At 42.6% G+C, this 23,996-nt stretch carries 14 protein-coding genes and 1 pseudogene; 10 read left to right on the top strand and 5 right to left on the bottom strand.

Annotation, left to right across the window (positions count from 1 at the left end; genetic code table 11):
* Positions 1–81: 81 nt before the first annotated feature.
* Positions 82–1,311 carry an AAA family ATPase gene (locus GTQ43_RS24365; protein ID WP_265275285.1) on the bottom strand — a complete coding sequence of 410 codons (1,230 nt, stop codon included), beginning with the start codon at positions 1,309–1,311 and terminating at the stop codon, positions 82–84.
* A 794-nt stretch (positions 1,312–2,105) separates the two neighbouring features.
* Here GTQ43_RS24365 and GTQ43_RS24360 point away from each other — a divergent pair.
* Together GTQ43_RS24360 and ftsH4 are read left to right on the top strand one after the other, a co-directional pair.
* Positions 2,106–2,291, top strand: a complete 186-nt coding sequence (locus tag GTQ43_RS24360) for a DUF2949 domain-containing protein (RefSeq protein WP_114080862.1) — start codon at positions 2,106–2,108, stop codon at positions 2,289–2,291.
* A gap of 91 nt (positions 2,292–2,382) precedes the next feature.
* Positions 2,383–4,248, top strand: a complete 1,866-nt coding sequence (ftsH4, locus tag GTQ43_RS24355) for an ATP-dependent zinc metalloprotease FtsH4 (protein ID WP_265275283.1) — start codon at positions 2,383–2,385, stop codon at positions 4,246–4,248.
* A gap of 120 nt (positions 4,249–4,368) precedes the next feature.
* Here the strand turns inward: ftsH4 and GTQ43_RS24350 are convergent, their stop codons facing one another.
* Complete coding sequence (locus GTQ43_RS24350; protein ID WP_265275282.1) at positions 4,369–5,568, bottom strand: MFS transporter; 1,200 nt, start codon at positions 5,566–5,568, stop codon at positions 4,369–4,371.
* 128 nt (positions 5,569–5,696) lie between these two features.
* Complete coding sequence (gene moeB, locus GTQ43_RS24345) at positions 5,697–6,869, bottom strand: molybdopterin-synthase adenylyltransferase MoeB (RefSeq protein WP_265275281.1); 1,173 nt, start codon at positions 6,867–6,869, stop codon at positions 5,697–5,699.
* A gap of 289 nt (positions 6,870–7,158) precedes the next feature.
* Between moeB and GTQ43_RS24340 the strand changes: the two genes are divergently transcribed.
* A complete protein-coding gene (locus tag GTQ43_RS24340) occupies positions 7,159–7,845 on the top strand; it encodes an HAD family hydrolase (RefSeq protein WP_265275280.1) in 687 nt (228 codons plus the stop codon).
* A gap of 56 nt (positions 7,846–7,901) precedes the next feature.
* Here GTQ43_RS24340 and GTQ43_RS24335 read toward each other — a convergent pair whose 3' ends face one another.
* Positions 7,902–8,546: a PadR family transcriptional regulator gene (locus GTQ43_RS24335; protein ID WP_265275279.1), complete on the bottom strand. Its 645-nt coding sequence runs from the start codon at positions 8,544–8,546 to the stop codon at positions 7,902–7,904.
* A gap of 323 nt (positions 8,547–8,869) precedes the next feature.
* Between GTQ43_RS24335 and GTQ43_RS24330 the strand changes: the two genes are divergently transcribed.
* Both GTQ43_RS24330 and GTQ43_RS24325 read left to right on the top strand, forming a co-directional pair.
* On the top strand, positions 8,870–9,778 hold the full coding sequence (locus GTQ43_RS24330) for an aminoglycoside phosphotransferase family protein (protein ID WP_265275278.1): 909 nt from the start codon (positions 8,870–8,872) through the stop codon (positions 9,776–9,778).
* A 322-nt stretch (positions 9,779–10,100) separates the two neighbouring features.
* A complete protein-coding gene (locus GTQ43_RS24325) occupies positions 10,101–10,559 on the top strand; it encodes a helix-turn-helix domain-containing protein (RefSeq protein WP_265275277.1) in 459 nt (152 codons plus the stop codon).
* 111 nt (positions 10,560–10,670) lie between these two features.
* Here GTQ43_RS24325 and gatA read toward each other — a convergent pair whose 3' ends face one another.
* Positions 10,671–12,131, bottom strand: coding sequence for an Asp-tRNA(Asn)/Glu-tRNA(Gln) amidotransferase subunit GatA (gene gatA / locus GTQ43_RS24320; RefSeq protein ID WP_265275276.1), 1,461 nt, complete (start codon positions 12,129–12,131; stop codon positions 10,671–10,673).
* A gap of 244 nt (positions 12,132–12,375) precedes the next feature.
* Here gatA and GTQ43_RS24315 point away from each other — a divergent pair, with 244 nt between their 5' ends.
* The 5 genes and pseudogenes from GTQ43_RS24315 to GTQ43_RS24295 all read left to right on the top strand — a co-directional run bounded on the left by GTQ43_RS24315 (position 12,376) and on the right by GTQ43_RS24295 (position 23,968).
* Positions 12,376–12,552 (top strand): hypothetical protein, encoded by a 177-nt coding sequence (locus GTQ43_RS24315; RefSeq protein ID WP_265276595.1) that lies wholly within the window; start codon positions 12,376–12,378, stop codon positions 12,550–12,552.
* 177 nt (positions 12,553–12,729) lie between these two features.
* Positions 12,730–15,623: pseudogene (locus GTQ43_RS24310) on the top strand (glycerol-3-phosphate acyltransferase).
* A 943-nt stretch (positions 15,624–16,566) separates the two neighbouring features.
* The gene (locus GTQ43_RS24305; RefSeq protein WP_265275275.1) at positions 16,567–19,536 is read left to right on the top strand and encodes a beta strand repeat-containing protein; all 2,970 of its coding nucleotides are present in this window, start codon (positions 16,567–16,569) and stop codon (positions 19,534–19,536) included.
* A gap of 44 nt (positions 19,537–19,580) precedes the next feature.
* Entirely contained in the window at positions 19,581–19,703 is a 123-nt protein-coding gene (locus GTQ43_RS24300; protein WP_265275274.1) for a hypothetical protein, read from the top strand.
* Between the two features lie 608 nt (positions 19,704–20,311).
* Positions 20,312–23,968 carry a beta strand repeat-containing protein gene (locus GTQ43_RS24295; protein WP_265275272.1) on the top strand — a complete coding sequence of 1,219 codons (3,657 nt, stop codon included), beginning with the start codon at positions 20,312–20,314 and terminating at the stop codon, positions 23,966–23,968.
* The last annotated feature ends 28 nt before the right edge of the window (positions 23,969–23,996 follow it).

Genomic DNA, 23,996 nt, shown 5'->3' with positions numbered 1-23,996 from the left:
GTAAAGTCATGTCTGGCGCAACTCTCACGAATGAAGTAGAAAAATCTGGAAGTTCCCTAGTAATCTGAACTTGCCCACAAATTACTTTTCTGAATCTTTACCACTAACAGTTGTGCTGCTCATCTGTTGTCGTAAAATTACAACTTGAGAAATCATAATTTTCTCTAGCGTGCCAGTTTCCATCGTTCCTATCCAACCAATCATTGACGATAAAAATAGTTCTTTGAGGTAGGCGAAAGAAAAGCCTTCAGTTAATGCTACAATCTGACTCACAGCCTCCTCAGACAAGCGCATTGCAGTTTTTAATTGATCGTTCCATAAGGTGATGTAGGCTTCTCGTTCTGGGATTGCTGGCAGTTCAAAATGATATTTGCGGTCAAAACGGCTGGGGCGATCGCTAATTGCTGAATCTAACCGGTCTGGATGATTGGTGGTTGCAATGGTGACAATTCCTTGATTAGAGGCAAAACCATCAAGTTCATTTAAAAAGAAAGAACGATTATCATCATTTAATAGAGAATCAATATCTTCTAATACCAAAATACAAGGCGCAGATTGCCGTGCTTGTTTGAATACTTGACGGATATTTTCGCTATCAGTAGCATACTCAGACTTAAAGCTTTTCACATATAAGCAAGGCTGCTGCATTTGATTAATTAATGCTTTTACTGTATGGGTTTTCCCATTTCCTGGTGAACCAATAAATAAAATACCACGTTTCCAAGGAACACTATAATCTGTGTAAGTTTCGCGGGATGCAAAGAAGTTTATTAAGTCATCTTGAATATCTTGTTTAAGATTACTATGCAAGATGAGATTGTCGAAGTTTGCACTTTTAATAGATTGGAATAGATCGGGATTTTTATCCCAATAACCATCTTCAAAAACTAAAACCTCATCACGAATTTCTGAGTTCCAATCACAAACTGCGGCGAAAAACTTTTCTGCTACTTCCGTACTCTCTGCCAAAATCCAGGAATAGCGAGTTTTACAATAACCTTCTTGCCAACTCATTAAGAGGATATCAAATTGGTATCCTTGCCACGAAACTTCAAAACTGGCATTTTCAGTATGTTTATAAATTTCGTTTTCCATACCATTCCAACCAGTAAGTATCTGGTTATGGATATGAGCATCATATTGAATTTTGCAGAGGTTAGCCTCAGCATATTTTTCTAAATTGAATGAACTATCATTACTTTCCAGTAATACTTTTTTCGGATAAATAGCTGCTAATTCCTGACTTACATAATAGGATATAGCATTATTAGATAAGCTGAGTGATTTTGTAATTAGTTGTTGAATTTTCATATTTATTGATTATGCTGGTTAGTTGGCACTTAAAAAGATATCAAACTATAGGAATCATATTTGATTTTCAATACCTTCGCCAAATCAAAAAAATGGCCAAAGTATTGATTTTTGAACAAAATTAGTTATTGTAGGGGAGCCAGTACGTTGCGGTGAATCCAGCGCTGTAGGCGGGTTTCCCACCGTAGGCGACTGGTGAACCCGAAGGGAGGTTCCCTCCGTTGTAGCAACTGGCGTTGTGTTAGAACGCAGTTCGTAACGCACCATTCTTAAAGATTTGGTGCGTTAGCGATAGCGTAACGCACCCTACAAATACTTAGTTTGGTTACAAAAATCAAACGGGATTCCTATAGAAGTTGCAGAAACAGTCAAGATAACTTGTCCTTTTATTTATAAAATATCATTGCGTAAGTGTTGGTGTAGCCTTTTGTAGAGTATTCGCTTTTCTCCGAGATGCTGCACGTAGCTTGCTTTGACATACTAATACGCGTCTAGATGAATTGCCCTAAAAGGAAAATGAAAATCTTTCCTTTTGGCTAAGGTTTTGCGTAAGTCCTATCTTTGAGTACGGTAAACCGTATTTGCTTGTTAGTTCCCAAAGATTAATTTAATTGTTAAGTTTAGTTACATAAATAAAAATGCTGAGACATTGCTAAAGAGGAGAAATTATGAGAATAGGTAGTATTCTTAAGGATCGAGACAAACTGAACAACTTTGAGATGTAACCCGGATATTGCATCAAACGAGTCAACTCTCTCATAAATAAGATTTAATTAACATTGTTTAACATTGCGATGAAAGCTACAGATCAACTGGTGCATTTTTTAGAGGAAGAGTTGGGTATTTCTGGTGGAGCAATTTCTCTTGCTTTGCGACATTGCGAACAGACCCCTAACTTCCTGGCTATGACTCTCTGGCAGTATGGGCTAGTAACACTGGATCAGTTAGCCCAAATTTTTGATTGGTTGGAAACAGTATAAGCTGCTTCAAATATCTGAACTGGAAATACCAGATTTTTCCAGAAAGTCACATTCTCAAAAGTTTTCATTCTAAGGATTGGTAACAACGTCTATGGCAATTAAAGAACAACCTAAGTCACCTCGGTTTCGGATCGTTGCAAATATATTACTGGCAGTATCAGGGCTATTTCTGCTTTTGAATATATTTTTACCTGGTTTATTTGCTTCTGGCCCTGCTGGTGTTCCCTATAGCTTATTTATTCATCAAGTACAAGAAGGGGAAGTCAACCGCGTTTCCGTTGGTCAAAATCAGATTCTCTACGAACTAAAAACAGAAAATGCCGAGCCGGGACAGGTGTTTGCAACTACACCAATTTTTGATTTAGAGTTACCCAAGCTGCTAGAACAAAAGGGAGTTGAGTTTGCAGCTACACCTCCACCCAAGAATACTTGGATTACAACCCTCTTAAGTTGGGTGATTCCCCCACTGATTTTTATTGGGATTTGGCAGTTCTTTCTTGCCCGTGGTGGTGGCGGTGGCCCCCAAGGTGCGCTTTCTATTGGTAAGAGCAAAGCTAAGGTTTACGTTGAAGGTGAATCAGCTAAAATTACCTTTGCAGATGTGGCTGGGGTAGAGGAAGCGAAAACTGAGTTAGTAGAAATTGTAGATTTTCTCAAGACTCCAGGACGATTTACCCAAATTGGTGCGAGGATTCCCAAAGGTGTGTTATTGGTTGGGCCTCCGGGTACTGGTAAGACACTTTTAGCGAAAGCTGTAGCAGGAGAAGCAGGTGTTCCATTCTTTAGTATCTCTGGTTCCGAGTTTGTGGAATTGTTTGTGGGTGTAGGTTCTTCCAGAGTGCGGGATTTATTTGAGCAAGCCAAGAAACAGGCTCCTTGTATTATATTTATTGATGAATTAGATGCGATCGGTAAATCTCGTAGCAGTAACGGCTTCTACGGTGGTAACGATGAGCGAGAACAGACCCTCAACCAGTTACTAACAGAGATGGACGGGTTTGCGGCTGGGGATGCAACGGTAATTGTCCTAGCTGCTACTAACCGCCCCGAAAGCCTTGACTCTGCATTGTTGCGTCCAGGCCGCTTTGACCGCCAAGTGTTGGTAGACCGTCCTGATTTATCTGGTCGGGAAGCAATTCTCAAGATTCACGCTCAAAAGGTAAAATTAGGAGATGATGTAAATTTAAAAGCGATCGCTACTCGGACTCCTGGTTTTGCTGGTGCAGATTTGGCAAACTTGGTCAATGAAGCCGCATTATTGGCTGCTCGTAATCTGCGTGAAAGTGTTGCTCAAGAAGACTTCGCCGAAGCAATTGAGCGGGTAGTCGCTGGTTTAGAGAAAAAGAGTCGCGTCATGAACGAGACTGAGAAAAAGATTGTTGCATATCATGAAGTTGGTCACGCAATGGTCGGGGCGCTAACCACAGGAAACGGTCGTGTAGAAAAGATTTCGATTATTCCCCGTGGGATGGCTGCTTTGGGCTACACTCTGCAATTACCAACTGAAGACCGCTTTTTGATGAATGAAGAAGAATTGCGGGGTCAAATTGCGACTCTGTTAGGTGGACGTTCCGCCGAAGAGATTGTGTTTAACAGTATTACAACTGGTGCTTCCAACGATTTGCAACGAGCAACTGACTTAGCAGAACGGATGGTAACATCTTATGGTATGAGCAAAGTCTTAGGGCCACTGGCTTACCAACAAGGACAACAATCGATGTTTTTGGGTAATGGTGGGGCTAATCCCCGGCGGGCGGTGAGTGAAGAGACATCAAAAGCCATTGATAGCGAAGTCAAGGAAATTGTGGAAACAGCCCACGAACAAGCCCTAGAGATTCTCAGACAGAATCGAGACTTGTTAGAAGCGATCGCAACTCAACTCTTAGAAACAGAAGTCATTGAAGGCGAAAAACTGCACAGTTTGTTAAGTCAGGTTAAACCACTAGGTAATTCGTAATATCATATCCGCCAAATTACCCATAATAAAAGAACCTCACCCCCAACCCAGGGGAGCTAAAGCACAACTTTGGCGGGGTGGAGTTCTTCGGGTTTAATAAGTAATCAAACTAATATGATATTAAACCTCTGTGTTCCTTGGCGTTTCAAAAAAGCCACTAATTCCAATACAAACACCAGCCAATAAAAACGCCAATGCACTCCCAACAGCACCAATAAAAGGTGTTATTGCTTGCGGTTGGGTAAATATGACACCAAACAAACTCATTGCTAAAGCAAACCCACCAAAATACATCCCAATTCCTAATCCCGCCCATCGCTGGGGTACTAATCCCAAAGCAAAAGGAATTGCCCCGTTGACAATTAAACTAAAGGCAGCAACGATCGCCACAACGATCGGAATTTGTGCCCCGACTGATATCATTATTAGTAACGAGGGAATGATCGCACAAATACCACAAAGCATTGCTTGACGATTACCAATTTTGACGGCGAAAATTCCAGCAGGTATACTAGCAAGTGCGATCGCTAATCCAATCCACACCATAAGCACATCAATATTATCAGTATTCAGTTGGGCCTTTAGGACTTTACCCAAGACATCAAAGAGAAATCGGATACCCCACGCTACACCAAAACCAGTTACTAAAATCAAAGCCAATTTCTGTACGGGTAACTTTACTATCTCTGCTTTGTTTGTATCTACTGGTGCTTCTGGAGGATTGACTAACCGCAACACAGCCGCCGCGCCCAGCATCACAAAAGAACCGATGGCAAAGGTATAAACTGGCCCTAAACTCAGGATAAACTTGTAGCTTATCGGTCTAAAAGCCCCAATCACACCCCCTGCTAAAGTGACAACACTTACTGCTAGAGGTAACTGGGCTGGTGTAGAATACATTCCCAACAGGCACATCGCTGGAGAACGAAATATTGTCATTGCCAATGCCCAGGCTACCAATACTATAGGTAAGAGCGATCGTATTAAGGTAGTAGGTGGAATCAAACTCACAACGCATGGTATGGCAATAAACAAAGCCGATGCCAGAATCATACCTACTGAGATAAAGGGAAACCGAGTTCCTACCCAGCGTCTAGCTTGGTCTGAAAGTCCACCCATCAATGGTTCTAGAACTGCACCCAAGGCATTTTCGACTAGCACCAAGGCAACTGCAAGTGAGGCGGGAAAACCAAACTGAGTCAAAAGCTGCGGTAAATATATATTATAAATTAACCAGGTGAGAGTAATTGCTCCCTGCACCATTGCCAATACCCAAACTTGCACCCATAAAATATTGAAATGAGATTTTGAGGTAGTCATAAGCAAATTGGGAATTGGGAATTGGGCATTGGGAATTGGGAATTGGGCATTGGGAATTGATAAAGAGGCAGAGGGGAAAACTAATCTCCCTGCCCCTGCCCCCTGCCCCCTGCCCCCTGCCTCCTGTCCTAATACTCTGGAACCGAAGGATCGATTTCTCTACTCCAAGCAGTAATTCCGCCTTTGACATTTGTCCCGACAATGCCGGCTTCCTTGAGGATGGCGAGGGCTTTTGCCGATCGCCCGCCCATCTTACAATGAGCAATTAAGCGGTGGCCATTCAATATTTCCTTCACCTTCGCAACGCCATTCCCATTTTCAATGTCTGGTAAAGGCACTAACACCGAACCCGGAATCTTGGCAATGTCGTACTCATTGGGGTTACGGACATCCAGCAGTACAAAATCCTTCGCACCGCTATCCAGCAATTCCTTCAAATCCTTAACGGTCATTTCTTGACTTTCCAACTGCTGTTTTGCCTCCTCTGCCTTAGCTTGCGGAATCCCGCAGAATTCTTCGTAGTCGATCAACTTTTCAATCACTGGGCGAATTGGGTTAGAACGGAGTTTCAACTCCCGGAATTTCATATCTAAAGCGTTATATAGCAGCAATCGCCCACTTAGAGTATTACCTTGTCCCAAAATTATTTTGACAGTTTCGGTTGCTTGGATTAAACCAATAATTCCGGGCAAAATCCCCAGTACTCCACCTTCTGCACAAGAGGGAACCATCCCTGGTGGTGGTGGTTCTGGGAAAAGGTCACGATAATTAGGCCCACCTTGATAGTTAAATACAGTAGCTTGCCCTTCAAAGCGTAAAATTGAACCGTAGACGTTGGGCTTATTCAACAATACGCAAGCGTCGTTAACTAAATATCTGGTGGGGAAGTTATCAGTACCATCGACGACGATATCATAAGGTTGAAGGATTTCTAGAGCATTTTCGGAAGTCAGACGAGTTTCGTATAAATCAACCTGACAATAGGGGTTTATCTCGTGAATGCGGTTTTTTGCCGATTCAATTTTGGGTTTACCCACCCAAGATGTCCCGTGGATGACTTGGCGTTGCAGATTGGAAGTATCGACAATATCGAAATCGACAATCCCGATGCGTCCAATACCCGCCGCCGCCAAATATAAAAGTAGTGGTGAACCTAGTCCACCGGTACCGATACACAGTACATTAGCGGCTTTCAAGCGCTTCTGTCCTTCTAGTCCTACTTCCGGTAAAATCAGGTGTCGGGAGTAGCGTTCGTAATCGTCTTTGGTCAACTGGATTTCGTCCAGATTGGGATTGAGCATAGCAGTTATGATCTGGGAGAGCGGAATATTATCCTATCGAAAAACTGGATCTTATATAGAGATAGGAAGTAGGGAAGATGAATTTTCTATCCGTGATGACGGCGAAAACCACTACAAGGGTGCGTTAGGCTAAAGCCCTAACACACCCTAGCTTTTGATTTACTTTATAAATGATCTCTAATTTAGAGCTTTTTGCCCTGTATTTAATGAAGGAACAATCATTAAGGACAAAAAAACCATGTAAACTATTTAAATTAAGTTAACAATTATTTACATTTGACCAAAAATCATGCTAGCTGCAATTCTTTTTGACCTAGATGGGACTATTGTCAATACTGACCCCATACACTACCTAGCTTGGCAGGAAATGCTGTCAAATTACAGCATCGAAATTGACGAAACATTTTATAAATCCCGAATTAGTGGGCGGCTAAATCCAGAAATTGTTAAGGATATTTTGCCACAATTATCAACCGAGGAAGGGCAGAAATTTGCAGACGAAAAAGAGGCGCTTTTCCGCAAACTCGCCTCGAATCTCAAACCACTGCATGGATTTTCTGAGCTACTAGCATGGACAGAGACACATCAATTAAAGCGGGCATTAGTAACTAATGCCCCTAGATTAAATGCAGAATTTATGCTAGAGGTATTGGAGATAAAAGAAGCTTTCCATACAGTTATTTTAGCGGATGATTGTATTGCAGGTAAACCTGACCCTGCACCCTACCAAGCCGCCCTAAATAAATTGGCGATTTCAGCAGAGGAAGCGATCGCATTAGAAGACTCTCCCTCTGGAATTCGGGCGGCGGTAGGCGCAGACATCCGCACTATTGGCATCGCTTCCACCCACGATCCGCAAGTTTTACAGGAAGTCGGCGCATTTATGGCAATTCCAGATTTTACTGATTTGCAGTTGTGGACATTGCTGAACTCACTTATTGAACAAGATTTAAGTGCGATCGCTTCTAACCCATAAGCGCAAAATAAATCTGAGAATATTGAGAGTAGAGATGCAAAAGTTTGCATCTCTACTTATTTTTCAGCCAGAATCGCGTAAATTTCCCGTTTAACTTGCTCTAAAAGCTCACGCACCCGATTTATTCGCTCCATATTGCCACTACGGGCAACCTGCACCACCACACCAGCCAATTCTGTTGCAGCGTTCCGCAACTCAATAAACTCTTGAGGCTTACCTGTCACGAAACTTTTGACGGTATCCCAAGGAGAGTCTGAAGTTTCTTGTTGGGCGCGTTCTGCTAATAATTGTCTACCCTCATCGGTAATCGTGTAAATCCGCTTGCCTCCTTCTTGGGCGCTCTTTAGATAACCCCCTTCCTCCAACAATTGGAGTGTTGGATACACTGAGCCAGGACTGAGGCGACGGAAACCACCATAACGTGTTTCCATCTCTTTAATCAGGTCGTAACCATGACTAGGATGCTCTGATAACAATTCCAGCAGGATGAACTTGATGTCACCCCGACGAGTCCGATGTTCATCTCCCCAACCACGACCAAACATTTCATTACCAAAGTGTTTGTCATGATCTCTACCATGATCTCTACCATGATGTCTGCCATGCCCAAACCAAGACCTGACAAGCAATGAATCTGAATCGTCTTCGCTAACTCCTGCCCATGCAGGTGCGCCAAACCGTGAACGAAAATGTCTAAACATAAATCAATCTCAAATCAACTTTCTCTAATATACGATATATCGAAATATATCGCGATATATCGGATAGAATTTTGATGAAGATTTGTGAAGAGCAAAACCCGATAATGTGGGTTGAAAAGGAATTTGGCATGAGCGCACGGAAAAATCAACGCTATGTTGGTAAAAAGGGGTCGCCAGTCACTACTGCTTGTTGCGATCGCACGAGTTACAAGAGTACGTTGCTCCCACTGTGAAAGATGTAAAAGATTCCCGCCCTAACAGTGGCACGATAAACCTTGAAATGAATTTAGGAAAAATGCCAAAACAGGGTAAAGGAGGCAAATATGGCGTCAAAGGGAAAATCGAGTTCAATAGGAACACCAGTATCCGAGATCGATTTAGATACAAGCCTGGTCTATAGTTTATTATCAGATCAGCACCCAGATTTGACGCACCTGCCGATTCATCTTGTTGATGCTGGTTGGGACAATGTAATGTTTCGACTGGGCGACCAATTGTCTGTAAGGCTCCCACGTCGAAAAGCAGCAGCGATACTCATCGAAAATGAGCAAACCTGGCTTCCAGTACTGGCTCCTCAACTGACTATACCTGTTCCAACTCCTTACAGAATAGGCAAGCCAGCACAAAGCTACCCTTGGCGATGGAGCGTGTTACCGTGGCTAACTGGTATACCTGCCGATCAAGAGGAACCCCATGCAAATCAGGTAAAACTCTTTGCTTCATTCCTGCGCTCATTGCATGTACTTGCGCCATTTAATGCACCACTAAATGCGGTACGCGGTGTACCACTAAATCAACGTGCAGCTTCTGTGGAAGAACGAATGCAACGACTTGAGACAAAAACTAATCTGATTACTCAAAAGCTCAGAGACACTTGGAATATGGCTTTGAACACGCCTATTGACGTTGAGGCAAAATGGCTACATGGAGACCTTCACCCACGCAATATCCTTGTCGAAAATGGTGCGATCACAGGCATAATTGATTGGGGCGATATTACATCAGGTGATATTGCAACAGACCTTGCTTCTATATGGATGCTCTTTAGTGATCGAAATGCACGCCAAGAAGCGATCGCAGAATACCAAAATGTTTCTGAGGCAACACTACAACGCGCTCTTGGATGGGCGATACTTTTTGGTGTAATGCTGCTAGATACAGGGCTGGTTGATCACCCAAGGCACGCAGTGATGGGCAACAGAATATTACGTCGTGTTTCTGAGGACGGATAACATTTTATTTTGTTCAATCCAGCAGTAACCCCTGAGCCTTGAGGATTGTTTGGCTCACCTACTAATACCCCTAGAGTAGCAGTTATAAAATACTTGTATTATAAATTGCAGCTTATTAGCTTTTACAGCCTATTTTTTTTAATCAAGAGTATATATAGCAACAGAAAAAATACTGAGTATTGGCGGCTTTAGCATTTTCAATTCTAGACTTTAACTATTCTCAAAAAAATTCACTAGAATCGAATATCCAGTAAAAATACGTATGCTATTTTAAGTCTTCTCACTATATGAATAGTAGAATTAGCCCATATAGGAGAAGACTGTGACGCTCTTAAACCAAGCTCAAATAGAGCAGCTAAAGGAAATAAGCACACACTTGCGACAAGTAAGACAAGAAAAATCCATACGTTTAGAAGAAATAGCCGCCCAAACACTTATTAGAACAGGTGTTTTGCAAGCTTTAGAAGAAGAACGATTTGAAGAATTACCTGAGCCTGTTTTTCTTCAAGGATTCATCCGTCGCTATGGAGATGCTTTAGGGCTGGATGGAAATGCTTTATCATTTACTCTCACAACCAATGTAGTCCGCCAAGACTCTAAAAGCGATCGCAAAAATTCAGACAACAAGCCAAATACATACATACCTCTTGTCATTACCTACATTCTCTTATTAATAGCTGCATCTGCTGGTCTTTTACATACACTCAATCCACGACAAATTACATCTGAATCCCTAACTCCAGAAGTCAATACTCAACAGTCAATGGTAATAAATCGGTGAACAGCAATGAAGGAGGCAGGGGGCAGGGGGAGATGAGGGGGATGGGGAAGCAGAGGGAGATGAGGGGGAGGAATTAACCAATTTCCCATTCCCAATGCCCAATGCCCATTTTCAAGATATTTGCGGTTTTTGCAGATGCCAATTAGTAGATTGCTCATAAGCGTAGGCTACTTGAAACAGTTGGTCTTCTCGCAGCACATTGCCGATTAGCTGTAATCCTATTGGTAAACCTCGATCGTCAAAACCGCATGGCAAACTTAAACTAGGTAAACCAGCAAGATTTACAGGAATAGTCATCAAGTCAGTTAAATACATGCTTAAAGGATCAGTGGTTTTTTCCCCTGCTTTGAATGCTGTCGTGGGAGATGTGGGACAAACTAATACATCAACCATGCGAAAAGCATTTTCAAAGTCTTGCTTAATCAGGGTGCGGACTTTTTGCGCTTTCAGGTAATAAGCATCGTAATAACCAGCCGAAAGCGCGTAAGTGCCGATCATAATTCGGCGTTTGACTTCTGTACCAAAACCAGTGGCACGCGTACGAGTGTACATCGATAGCAGATTATCGGCATCAGGAGCGCGGTAGCCATATTTAACACCATCGTAACGAGCCAGGTTTGCTGATGCTTCGGATGGGGCGATGATGTAGTAGGTGGGTAAACCATAGCGAAAGCGGGGACAAGAAATTATATGAATCTCTGCTCCCAAACTTTGTAATACATCTACTGCTTTGGTAACAGCTTGTTCTACTACAGCGTCTAAACCTTCACCAAAAGTTTCTTTAATGATCCCAATTCTGATTTGACCTCTGGGTTTTAAGTCTGGTTTTAAGTGAGCGGCGTAGTTGGGAATGGCAACTTTCAGGCTGGTAGAGTCTTTGGGATCGTGACCTGCGATCGCACCTAATAATATTGCCGCATCTTCTACTGTCTTGGCAAATGGCCCAATTTGATCCAAAGACGAAGCGTAAGCCACCAAACCATAACGTGAAACTAAACCATAAGTTGGCTTCATTCCCACAACACCGCAAAAAGATGCAGGTTGCCGAATCGAACCACCAGTATCAGAACCGAGAGCAACTACACATTCTTGGGATGACACCGCCGCCGCAGAACCCCCCGAAGAACCACCTGGAACTCGTGATAAATCCCAAGGATTAGCCGTAACTTGGTAGGCAGAGTTTTCTGTGGAACTGCCCATTGCAAACTCATCTAAGTTGGTTTTGCCTACCATTACCGCCCCAGCGTCTGCGAGTTTTTGCGTCGCTGTTGATTCATAAGGTGGCACGAAATTTTCCAGAATTTTGGAGGCGCAAGTGGTAGGGATTCCCTTAGTACACATATTGTCCTTAATCCCAACAGGAATACCTGCTAGCAGCCCAATTTCTTCTCCCGCAGCAATTTTGGCATCCACAGCACTGGCCTGTTCTAATGCCCGTTCTGCGGTGACACATAAAAAGCTGTGCAATTTTGGCTCTAACGCTTGAATGCGCTTTAAGGCTTCTTGGGTAATTTCAACGGCAGAACGTTCTTTCTTAACCAGCTGTTGGTGCAACTCGCGGATGGATGCCATGATTGCTCTCTTTGTGACTCAAGTCATTGATTTTAGTACATATTGGTCGATATTGGGAATTGGGCATTGGGGAAAGAATTCTCATCTCATAACTCTTAACTCCCTCTCCATAATTGATAAATAACACCAATACCTCTAAAGAAATAGGTAATTGTGGGGTTGGAAAAATTGCGAAACTTAAACAAAATAATATTAGGAATTTAACATCATCCGTAAATAGAAGGACTACAATCAAAACGGACAAATGTTTCATGCTCCAAAAAGAGAGGATTATAAAGCTGTGTCCGACTTAAATCGAGGAATTATGAAATTTGAGGGTGCAGATTCCCCAAAAGTAGTCACTATCTCTACCGTGGTGCTTCTGGGATCGATCGCTGCTCTCGTCATCTGGGCGCTGCAAGCTGCATACGCGCTAAACTAAAACCATTAGTAGTCTAGAATGGACACTTGTCTTAAACGGTTTCCGTCATAGCCAAGTGTCCATTCCATGACTAATCAATAAAAGCGCCCTAATTACCATCAAAAATTTCAGAAAAACTTTAGATTTTAGATTTGAGGTTTTAGATGGAAAATTTAAATCTAAAATCCAAAATCCAAAATGTTTGAACCTTGGGGTGTCTTAATTATTTTAATTATCTGCCCCCTTTTGGGCGGATTACCTCTGATTGCATGGATTACTTACGCACTTACACGTAAACAATTATCACAAGTTGGTACACGAAACATTAGTGTATCAGCCGCGTTTTATCATGGCGGTAAGTTTGTCGGAATTCTGGCAGTCTTGTCAGAAGCTTTTAAAGGAATTGCGGCGGTTTTCCTCACCCGCATTTTCTTCCCAGAGGGTTCGTCTTGGGAATTGATAGCCCTCATCGCTTTGGTAATTGGCAGATACTGGATAGGCAGAGGGGCGGGTACAACAAATGTCGTCTGGGGATTTGTTGTACACGATCCACTTGTAGCAATATTTGTATCTTTCTTTGCAGGTATTAGCTTTACAATTCTGCAATCAAAACGGGTAGTTAAATTTGGGGTTTTGCTTCTTTTCCCTCTGTTTGTGGCACTTCTGCACATTAGCGATATCCCCAGAATGCTTGCTGCTGTAGCTTTAGCTGGTTTAATGGGCTGGATTTATACTAAAATTCCTGATGATATGAGCTTACCAGTAAAAGAGGCACAAACAGAATCGCAAGGGGTGTTGGAATTTTTACGGGGCGATCGCGCGATGGTTTCTTTAGATGAAGAGTTGGATGCTGCTATTGTGGGAGAAAAAGCGGCTACATTATCCCAAATCAAGCGCTGGGGCTATCCAGTGCCAAAGGGGTGGGTGCTAGCGCCAATCGACGATCCGCAAGTGTTGACAGAATTTCTCCAGCCATCAGAATTATCTCCCTTGGTGGTGCGTTCCTCCGCCATTGGCGAAGACTCAGAACAGGCTTCTGCGGCTGGACAGTATGACACAGTTTTAAATGTTACTAGCCCAGAGGCATTACAGCAAGCGATCGCTCAAGTTCAAGCTTCTTACAATCATCCCTCTGCCGTGCAATATCGGCGCGATCGCGGCTCAAATGATACAGCAATGGCTGTACTGATTCAACAACAAGTCCAGAGTGTATATTCTGGTGTAGCTTTCAGCCGCGATCCCATAACTGGGCAAGGTGATGCGATTATTATTGAAGCCCTTCCAGGTAGCCCCACACAAATCGTTTCGGGAAAAGTCACACCAGAACAATATCGTGCTTTTGTTGTTGAAGGAGAAAATTCTTCCTCTGTCCAATTAGAGGGTACTGGGCGAGTTCCACAAGCATTAATCAAGCAAGTTGCATACTTAGCTTATCGACTTGAAAAACGCTATCATGGCACTCCTCAAGATATTGAATGGAGTTATGACGGTCAAACGCTTTGGGTGTTGCAATCTAGACCGATTACCACTCTACTACCAATTTGGACACGCAAAATCGCCGCCGAAGTGATTCCCGGAGTAATTCACCCCTTAACATGGTCAATTAATCGTCCCTTAACTTGTGGAGTCTGGGGAGAATTCTTTAGTCTAGTTTTGGGCGATCGCGTTTTCGGGTTAGATTTTAATGAAACAGCAACTCTGCACTACTCCAGAGCCTATTTTAACGCATCCCTCTTAGGCAATATCTTTATCCGCATGGGATTACCGCCGGAAAGTCTGGAATTTTTAACCAGAGGAGCCAAATTAAGTAAACCATCCTTGCAGTCAACTTGGGAGAATTTGCCAGGATTAGGGAAGTTGCTGAAGCGGGAACTAAGTTTAGAAAAGGATTTCAAGCGGGATTATCACCAGAAGCTTATTCCTGGGTTGTCGCAATTGGCACAGGAAAATGTAGATAATTTGGAACCAGTCAAGCTGCTAATTAGAATTGACTTTATTCTAGAGTTGCTGCGCCACGGGACATATTACAGCATTTTAGCTCCCTTGAGTGCTGCTTTACGGCAGACGATTTTTCGGGTGAAGGATAGCCAAATCGATCATAGCGTGACTCCAGAGGTAGCGGCATTGCGATCGCTCAGTGCGATCGCCACAGATGCCAAGCAAGTATTACTTGAGTTTGAGCCACAGCAAGTATTTGAGCAGTTAACGCAAACTCCAGAGGGAAAGAAAATCCTGCAAGAATTTGATGAATTGCTTCAGGATTACGGTTACTTAAGTGAAGTGGGAACTGATATTTCCGTTCCCACTTGGCGAGAGAATCCCCAGATGATTAAGCAGATGTTTGTGCAGTTAATGCAGGGGAACGAACCACAATCAGGCGCTAAAGACGCAATTAATAGTATCTTTGCTGGTAAACCAAAACGTTCTTTTGTGCAACGGCGTGTGGATATTAAAGGACGAGTTACCGAAGTTTATTCCCGGCTTTTAGCTGAATTGCGTTGGAGTTTTGTCGCTTTAGAAAAGATTTGGTTAAAGTCTGGCTTACTCCAGAACACAGGAGATATCTTTTTTCTAGACTTTGATGAAGTGCGGCGTTTAATTGGGGGTGAAGATTCTAGATTAATTGAGGAGTTAGATAAATTAGTGGAATCAAGGCGATCGCAATTCGTCCAAGATAGTGAGATCGTTCAAGTACCCCTTTTAGTCTATGGCAATACACCCCTCACCCCTTAGCCCCCTCTGTACTCTACTCTGACCAAATCTTACAAGGTATTGGAGCCAGTCACGGGCAAGCTGAAGGGAGAATAAAGGTGTTGCGAAATTTACAAGACGTGCCGGAGATTGATCGAGATACGATTCTGGTAGTGCCTTACACAGATTCCGGCTGGGCTCCTTTGTTATTAAGGGCTGGAGGATTAATTGCCGAAGTTGGGGGACGGCTTTCTCACGGTGCGATCGTCGCTCGCGAATACGGTATTCCCGCAGTGATGGATGTTCGAGGTGCTACATGGCTTTTGCAAGATGGTCAACGGGTAAGGATTGATGGGACTAGGGGAATTGTGGAATTATCTAACGATTTAAGACCCGAATAATCACCATTTCCAGCTTATCCGTTAACCACCGGATTTTTTGAAATTGGTATAAGTAGGGCTTGCAAGGTGCTATTTTTTAGTACCTCGCATGATATTCTTCGCTAAGTTGGTTCATATCTGCGTTATAAGTTTGGCAAGCGATCGCAATAGACATCTCCAGAAATTAAATATGCGTTATCCAGAACCCTTGTAGAGATGTAGCACTGCTACGTCTCTACATTCATTATCGAAGATGTCTAATTATTACAGAGATATTTATAAGATATTATCATGCGTAGGCGTAGCCCAACCCAGGTATCGCCTACACCAGTACCTTCTGATTTCTGGTTGCCTAAAAACTAGAAGAATATGAAGGATATACAAAGCTTAGTATTTGCATATACATTTATTGGTCAATAATATGAAGGTTGTGTAAAAACGCAGATTCAGCATAGACATTTAAGTAAGATATTGACTATGTAGTTATTCTAAGGCTATTGAGATGTTCTTTATGTTCAAGCTAGAGCCTCACAGAGCATAGCCCACAAGGAGGGCATAAAAATCTTTATCTGAGTTTGAAGCTAGTAGGACTTAGGCACTGGCAAAAAACTAAAGATGAACGGTAAGTTTTAGGCATTCAATGAGAAGACTTTTTGTTATTTGTTCAGTAATTTTTCTTGAACAAAGATAATTGATTTAGCCCGAAATGACCAAATAGCCTAAATACACACCCTCATTAATTTGTACAGCGCTTAAGGCTTAGATAGTTTGAGATAGTTAGATTCATGACTACGTACAAGCCATATATGGGCAAATCTTTGAGAAATATTCTGTTCTTCTAGGGTGAGGGATAAAGGATGCCGAAAACGTCAAGTTTCGGTGGGTTTTTTATGCCCAAAAACGGCACTAATAGCAGATTTCAAATTTAAGTTACTGAAAAAATAGATTGAGGTAAATAAAAGTTATGGCAAGTATCATTGGAACCAACGGTAACGATACCCTATACGTTAGTGGCAACGACGACACCTTGACTGGTGGAGGCGGCAACGACATTTACGACATACGACCCTATCACGGTACTCTCTTCACCATCACTGATTTTGGTGGCATAGGTAAAGGCATAAATCCATCGGCAGCAGTCATTGCCGAAGTAGACACGTTAAGATTTTCTTACGATAATACCTACGATAATTTCTTGAATGCCGAAAATTTGCTCCTGACCCAAAACGGTAACAATCTGGAAATCACCTTTGAATCGCTTCTTTTCCAGAGTCCTAAAGTTATCCTGCAAAACTTTGCCTTGGAAAATCTGGATAATCTCAGCACATCTACAGGAGGTAAAGTCAACTTAGGCAATATCCTGTTTAATGGGCAAACTACTATTACTGATAGCTTTGATGTCTTCAATGCCAACTCCACCCAAAGCACTATTTTCAATCAGAACACAGTCACCTTCCTTAACGACCTCTCCAATAATGTTAGCGGCTTTGATAACTCAGATGATGTCATCAATGGTCAGGGGGGTGATGACAAAATTGACGGCAAAAGTGGCAACGACCGTTTGCGGGGTGGTGCAGGGAATAATACTCTGATTGGTGGTGTAGGCAATGATACCTTGGATGTTGAATATTCAACAGGCAACAACATCCTTAACGGTGGTACTGGTAACGATACATTGGATGCTAGTGCTTCATCAGGCAATAACCTGCTATCTGGTGCCGATGGCAATGATTCTCTCTACGCCTCTTACCTTTATAAGAGCGACTACGACGTTATTAGCTCTTCAGGCAATAACACCCTCAACGGTGGCGCTGGTAACGATACATTGGATGCTATTGCTTCATCAGGCAACAACTTACTCTTTGGGGGTGATGGCAATGATTCTCTTTCCACTTCTTACCTCGTTTATAACTACTACAATCTTATTACCTCTTCAGGCAATAACACCCTCAACGGTGGCGCTGGTGACGATACATTGAATGCTCAGTCTCAAACAGGCAATAACCTACTCTTTGGGGGTGATGGCAATGATTCTCTCTCCACTTCTGGCGCAACTTATTATACTGATATATACGTCGATCTTGGGTTTTACTCATCAGGCAATAACACCCTCAACGGTGGTGCTGGTGACGATACATTGGATGCTAGCAATTCAACAGGTGATAACTTCCTCTCTGGTGGCGCTGGTAACGATATCTTAGAGGCTGGGCGTTCAGGGAATAACACCCTCAACGGTGGCGCTGGTGACGATATCTTAGAGGCTGGGCGTCCAGGTAATAATAACTTCTTCATCTTGGATGCTGGGAATTTAGGTAATAACTTCCTCTCTGGTGGCGCTGGCAATGATTCTCTCTCCGTCTTTGCCTATATCTACACCGAAAGATATGGTGGCGAAATATATTTACCCTCTTTAGGGAATAACACCCTCAACGGTGGCGCTGGTGACGATCGCTTGAGTGCTATCATTTCATCAGGAAATAACCTCCTCTCTGGGGGTGATGGCAATGATTCCTTCTATCTAAGCCCCACATCCCCAGATACTGCTCCCTCTAATTTAGTGATTCAAACAGTAAATGGCGGTCAGGGTGACGACGTGTTATCGGTCGATTACAGCTTGGCTACAGGCGGCATTGTTTCGACCTTCAATGCCACTACTAACATTGGCTCAATTACTGCGGGTACTTATCGGGTTAATTACAACAACATCGAACGATTAGACATCTCAGGTACAGCCTACAATGACAACATTCTGGGTAACAGTGGCAACGACTTGCTGCGGGGTGGCGCAGGTAATGATACTCTCATTGGTGGTACGGGCAATAATACCCTCAACGGTGGTGTCGGTAACGATAACTTGAGTGCTAACAGTTCAACAGGCGATAACCTAATTTCTGGTGGCGATGGCAATGATTCTCTCGACATCTCTGGCTACGTAAGGGTCAGCTACCCAAATGAGTACGTCTTTCAATCGTCTGGTAATAACACCCTTAACGGTGGTGCAGGTGACGATAGCTTGAGTGCTAGCGGTTCAACAGGCGATAATCTGCTCTCTGGAGATGATGGCAATGATTATCTTGACATCTCTGGCTACTACCAAGGAAATGCCTATGATCTCGATGATTCTAACTCTTCTGGTAATAACACCCTTAACGGTGGTGCAGGTGACGATAGCTTGAGTGCTAGTGGTTCAACAGGCGATAATCTGCTCTCTGGAGATGATGGCAATGATTATCTTGACATCTCTGGCTACTACCAAGGAAATGCCTATGATCTCGATGATTCTAACTCTTCTGGTAATAACACCCTTAACGGTGGTGCAGGTGACGATAGCTTGAGTGCTAGTGGTTCAACAGGCGATAATCTGCTCTCTGGAGGTGATGGCAATGATTATCTCGACATCTCTGGCTTTTACATCTATACACCCTACGACAACGAGCATTCAATGCGCGACCTCTCTTCCACATTCGACTCTCGTTCATTTGGCAATAATACCCTTAACGGAGGTGCAGGAAACGATACCTTGAGTGCTAGCGGTTCAAGAGGCGATAACCTGCTCTTTGGGGGCGATGGCAATGATATCCTCACAGGTGGCAACGGTAATGATACCCTCTATGGAGGTAATGGGACTGATACCTTTGCTTTCTATGATTACAAAGAAGGCATTGATACTATTTATGATTTCAACGCTACCAATGAATTGATTCAGGTATCGGCTTATGATTTTGGTGGCGGTTTATCAATAGGTTCACTTTCAGCTAGCCAGTTTACCATCGGAACATCTGCAACAGCGATCGCTCAACGATTCATTTATGACAGTTCTACTGGTGGACTGTATTTTGACCAAGATGGCAGTGCGACTGGGTTTACTCAGGTAAAATTTGCCCAACTATCTGCCGGATTGTCACTAACCAACAACAATTTTGTGGTTAGTTAATCTTTATTATCAGTCTGCGATCGCCAATTAGTACGGTTTGCGAGGTGCTAAAAATAGCATCTTGCATTCAGTTGTTCAATAATATTAAGTCATTTTGGGAAGCGATCGCAATTCTTGCACAAATCATCTTGATTGTCGGTATAGATGTAGCCCTCGGTAGGTATTAAAAACTAGAAGAATATGAAGGATATACAAAGCTTAGTATTTGTATATACATTTATTGGTCAATAATATGAAGGTTGTGTAAAAACGCAGATTCAGCATAGACATTTAAGTAAGATATTGACTATGTAGTTATTCTAAGGCTATTGAGATGTTCTTTATGTTCAAGCTAGAGCCTCACAGAGCATAGCCCACAAGGAGGGCATAAAAATCTTTATCTGAGTTTGAAGCTAGTAGGACTTAGGCACTGGCAAAAAACTAAAGATGAACGGTAAGTTTTAGGCATTCAATGAGAAGACTTTTTGTTATTTGTTCAGTAATTTTTCTTGAACAAAGATAATTGATTTAGCCCGAAATGACCAAATAGCCTAAATACACACCCTCATTAATTTGTACAGCGCTTAAGGCTTAGATAGTTTGAGATAGTTAGATTCATGACTACGTACAAGCCATATATGGGCAAATCTTTGAGAAATATTCTGTTCTTCTAGGGTGAGGGATAAAGGATGCCGAAAACGTCAAATTTCGGTGGGTTTTTTATGCCCAAAAACGGCACTAATAGCAGATTTCAAATTTAAGTTACTGAAAAAATAGATTGAGGTAAATAAAAGTTATGGCAAGTAGTATCATTGGAACCAACGGTAACGATACCTTATACGTTAGTGGCTACGATGACACCTTGACTGGTGGAGGCGGCAACGACATTTATGACATACCAGGCTATTCCACTAATCTCGTAACCATCACTGATTTTGGTGGCATAGGTAAAGGCATTAATCCATCGGCAGGAGTCATTGCCGAAGTAGACACGTTAAGATTTTCTTACGATAATACCTTGAATGCCGAAAATTTGCTGCTGACCCAGAAAGGTAACAATCTGGAAATCACCTTTCAACCTGAACCGTTTTCTCTCGATAGTACTAAAGTCATCCTGCAAAACTTTGCCTTGGAAAATCTAGATAATCTCAGCACATCTACAGGAGGTAAAGTCAACTTAGGCAATATCCTGTTTAATGGGCAAACTACTATTACTGATAGCTTTGATGTCTTTAATGCCAATTCCACCCAAAGCACTATTTTCAATCAGAACACAGTCACCTTCCTTAACGACCTCTCCAATAATGTTAGCGGCTTTGATAACTCAGATGATGTCATCAATGGTCAGGGGGGTGATGACAAAATTGACGGTAAAAGTGGCAACGACCGTTTGCGGGGTGGTGCAGGGAATAATACTCTGATTGGTGGTGTAGGCAATGATACCTTGGATGTTGAATATTCAACAGGCAACAACATCCTTAACGGTGACACTGGTGACGATTACTTGGATGCTGGAGCTTCATCAGGCAATAACCTGCTATCTGGTGGCGATGGTAATGATTCTCTCTCCACTTCTTACATCTCTCAAAACTATTATGGCTATGGCTATACTGCCTCATCAGGGAATAACACCCTCAACGGTGGCGCTGGTGACGATTACTTGAATGCTGATTCTCCAGAAGGCAATAACCTGTTATTTGGTGGCGATGGCAATGATACTCTCTCCACTTCTGGTGTTTATACTTATAAAGCAGATCCTAATTTTATCTCATCAGGCAATAACACCCTCAATGGTGGTGCTGGTGACGATTACTTGAAGGCTATGGGTACATCAGGGAATAATCTGCTATCTGGTGGCGATGGTAATGATTATCTTGATATCTCTGGTATTCCCACTACCTACGATACATTAGGGTCTTCAGGCAATAATACTATCAACGGTGGCGCTGGTGACGATACCTTGAAGGCTGATTTTGTCACAGGAAATAACTTCTTTTTTGGGGGCGATGGCAATGATTCCTTTTATCTAAATTTAGAGAATCAAACGGTAGATGGGGGTCAAGGGGATGATTTGTTGTCCGTCGATTTCAGTTATGCTGGTGTGGGGATTACAACGACATTCGATGCCACTACTAACATTGGTTCAATTCAAGCGGGTACGAATCAGGTTACTTACAAGAATACCGAACGATTAAATATCTCAGGTACAGCCTACAATGACAACATTGTGGGGAACAGTGGCAACGATACCCTCTCCACGGGCTATAGTGGTATAGATACCATCGATGGGGGTAAGGGTGACGATGTGTTGTTCGTCGATTACTATTATCCTGCTGGGGGAATTACAACCACATTCAATTCTACTACTAATATTGGTTCAATTAAAGCGGGTGCGAATCAGGTTAGTTACAAGAATATTGAACGATTAAATATTTTAGGTACAGGCTACAATGACAACATTGTGGGGAACAGTGGCAACGATACCCTTTCCGGGGGTAATAGTGGGATAGATACCATTGATGGGGGTGAGGGTGACGATGTATTGTATGTGAATTCCGATGTTTATGCGGGTATAATAACAACATTCAATGCCACTACTAACACTGGCTCAATTACCATAGGCACGAATCGGGTTACTTACAAGAATATCGAACGATTAAATATCTCAGGTACAACTTATAATAATGACAAAATTGGGGGGAACAGTGGCAACGATACCCTCTCTGGGGGCTTAGGCAATGATACCCTAACTGGTGGCGCAGGCAATGATAGATTTGTTTACTACTTCGGAGACGGCGTTGATGTGATTACCGATTTCGGTGGCATAGGTAAAGGCTCAAATCCCTCAGCAACTGCGATCGCCTCCTCAGATACTTTGCAATTTACAGGCGATCAATTCACTGCTCAAAATCTGCAATTAACTCAAAATGGTAACAACTTAGAAATTACCTTTGAAGGTTCTGCTGATAGCAAAGTCATTCTGCAAAACTTCAAATTAGAAAACCTGGATAATCTGCCAGCAACTTCTTCACGTCCTGCTATTGGCAATATCCTGTTTGATGGACAAACTAGCATCACCGACAGTTTTGATGTGTTTGATGCTAATTCTACTCAAACTACCCTATTCAAAAGGAACACTGTTACCTTCCTGAATAACCTGGATAACAATATTACAGGCTTTGATAACTCCAATGATGTCATCAATGGTCAAGGTGGTAATGACATCATCGATGGCTTAAGTGGTAATGACATCCTCAGAGGTGATGCGGGAAATGATACTCTGATTGGTGGTGCAGGAAATGATACTCTCGAGAGTGGTGCAGGTGATAATATTCTTGATGGTGGTATTGGTAACGACAGTTTGAATGCTAGCAGTTCAGAAGGTGATAACCTTCTCTCTGGGGGCGATGGCAATGATACTCTTGACATCTTTGGTGGCGACAATTCCTCCCACTCTTTAGGTAATAACACCCTTAATGGCGGTGCTGGCAACGACAGTTTGAGTGCTAGCAGTTCAAGAGGTGATAATCTGCTCTCTGGGGGCGATGGCAATGATACTCTTGATATCTCTGGCTCCTACTACGAAGATCGTGGAAATACCTTCGACACTCGCTCTTTAGGCAATAACACCCTCAATGGTGGTGCAGGTAACGATAATTTGAATGCTAGGTACTCAACAGGCGATAACTTCCTCTCTGGTGAGGATGGCAATGATTTATTGGATATAGAATCTTCAATAGGTGATAATACCCTCAACGGTGGCGCTGGTGACGATACCTTCAGTGCTAGCAATACAAAAGGTAATAATCTGCTCTCTGGGGGTGATGGCAATGATTCCTTCTATTTAGCCACCATATCCTCAGATCCTGCCCCATCTGACTTAGCTACTCAAACAGTAAATGGCGGTAATGGTAACGATTTGTTGTCCATCAATTACTACATTGCTACAAAGGGAATCGCCTCGACTTTTAATGCTACTACTAACACTGGATCGTTTACGGCAGACGGGTATCTAGTTAATTACAACAATATTGAAGCATTAAATATCTCAGGTACAGACTACAATGACTTGATTGTGGGCAGCAACGGCAATGATACCCTCACAGGTGGAAAAGGTAATGACAGCCTTTATGGAGGGAATGGGACTGATACCTTTGCTTTCAATAGTTACAATGAAGGTGTTGATAGTCTTTATGACTTCAACGCCAGTAATGACTTGATTCAGGTATCGGCTTATGATTTTGGTGGCGGTTTATCAATAGGTTCACTTTCAGCTAGCCAGTTTACCATCGGAACATCTGCAACAACGATCGCTCAACGATTCATTTATGACAGTTCTACTGGTGGACTGTATTTTGACCAAGATGGCAGTGCGACTGGGTTTACTCAGGTAAAATTTGCCCAACTATCAACTGGATTGTCACTAACTAACAACAATTTTGTGGTTGTTTAATTGTGATTAGTCGAGATGCTAATGCGTC

It is taken from the genome of Nostoc sp. KVJ3 (genome assembly GCF_026127265.1).
In the GTDB taxonomy this organism is placed as follows: Bacteria; Cyanobacteriota; Cyanobacteriia; order Cyanobacteriales; family Nostocaceae; genus Nostoc.
Note: the sequence above shows the minus strand (reverse complement) of the source record. Positions and strands in the feature narration are given on the sequence as shown.

Excerpts from the sequence above, each read along its gene's own strand:
- gatA (WP_265275276.1), bottom strand. The coding sequence starts at position 12,131 with ATGGCATCCATCCGCGAGTTGCACCAACAGCTGGTTAAGAAAGAACGT.
- GTQ43_RS24330 (WP_265275278.1), top strand. The coding sequence starts at position 8,870 with ATGGCGTCAAAGGGAAAATCGAGTTCAATAGGAACACCAGTATCCGAG.
- GTQ43_RS24360 (WP_114080862.1), top strand. The coding sequence starts at position 2,106 with ATGAAAGCTACAGATCAACTGGTGCATTTTTTAGAGGAAGAGTTGGGT.
- GTQ43_RS24305 (WP_265275275.1), top strand. The coding sequence starts at position 16,567 with ATGGCAAGTATCATTGGAACCAACGGTAACGATACCCTATACGTTAGT.
- ftsH4 (WP_265275283.1), top strand. The coding sequence starts at position 2,383 with ATGGCAATTAAAGAACAACCTAAGTCACCTCGGTTTCGGATCGTTGCA.
- GTQ43_RS24350 (WP_265275282.1), bottom strand. The coding sequence starts at position 5,568 with ATGACTACCTCAAAATCTCATTTCAATATTTTATGGGTGCAAGTTTGG.
- moeB (WP_265275281.1), bottom strand. The coding sequence starts at position 6,869 with ATGCTCAATCCCAATCTGGACGAAATCCAGTTGACCAAAGACGATTAC.
- GTQ43_RS24295 (WP_265275272.1), top strand. The coding sequence starts at position 20,312 with ATGGCAAGTAGTATCATTGGAACCAACGGTAACGATACCTTATACGTT.
- GTQ43_RS24335 (WP_265275279.1), bottom strand. The coding sequence starts at position 8,546 with ATGTTTAGACATTTTCGTTCACGGTTTGGCGCACCTGCATGGGCAGGA.
- GTQ43_RS24315 (WP_265276595.1), top strand. The coding sequence starts at position 12,376 with ATGTTTCATGCTCCAAAAAGAGAGGATTATAAAGCTGTGTCCGACTTA.
- GTQ43_RS24365 (WP_265275285.1), bottom strand. The coding sequence starts at position 1,311 with ATGAAAATTCAACAACTAATTACAAAATCACTCAGCTTATCTAATAAT.
- GTQ43_RS24340 (WP_265275280.1), top strand. The coding sequence starts at position 7,159 with ATGCTAGCTGCAATTCTTTTTGACCTAGATGGGACTATTGTCAATACT.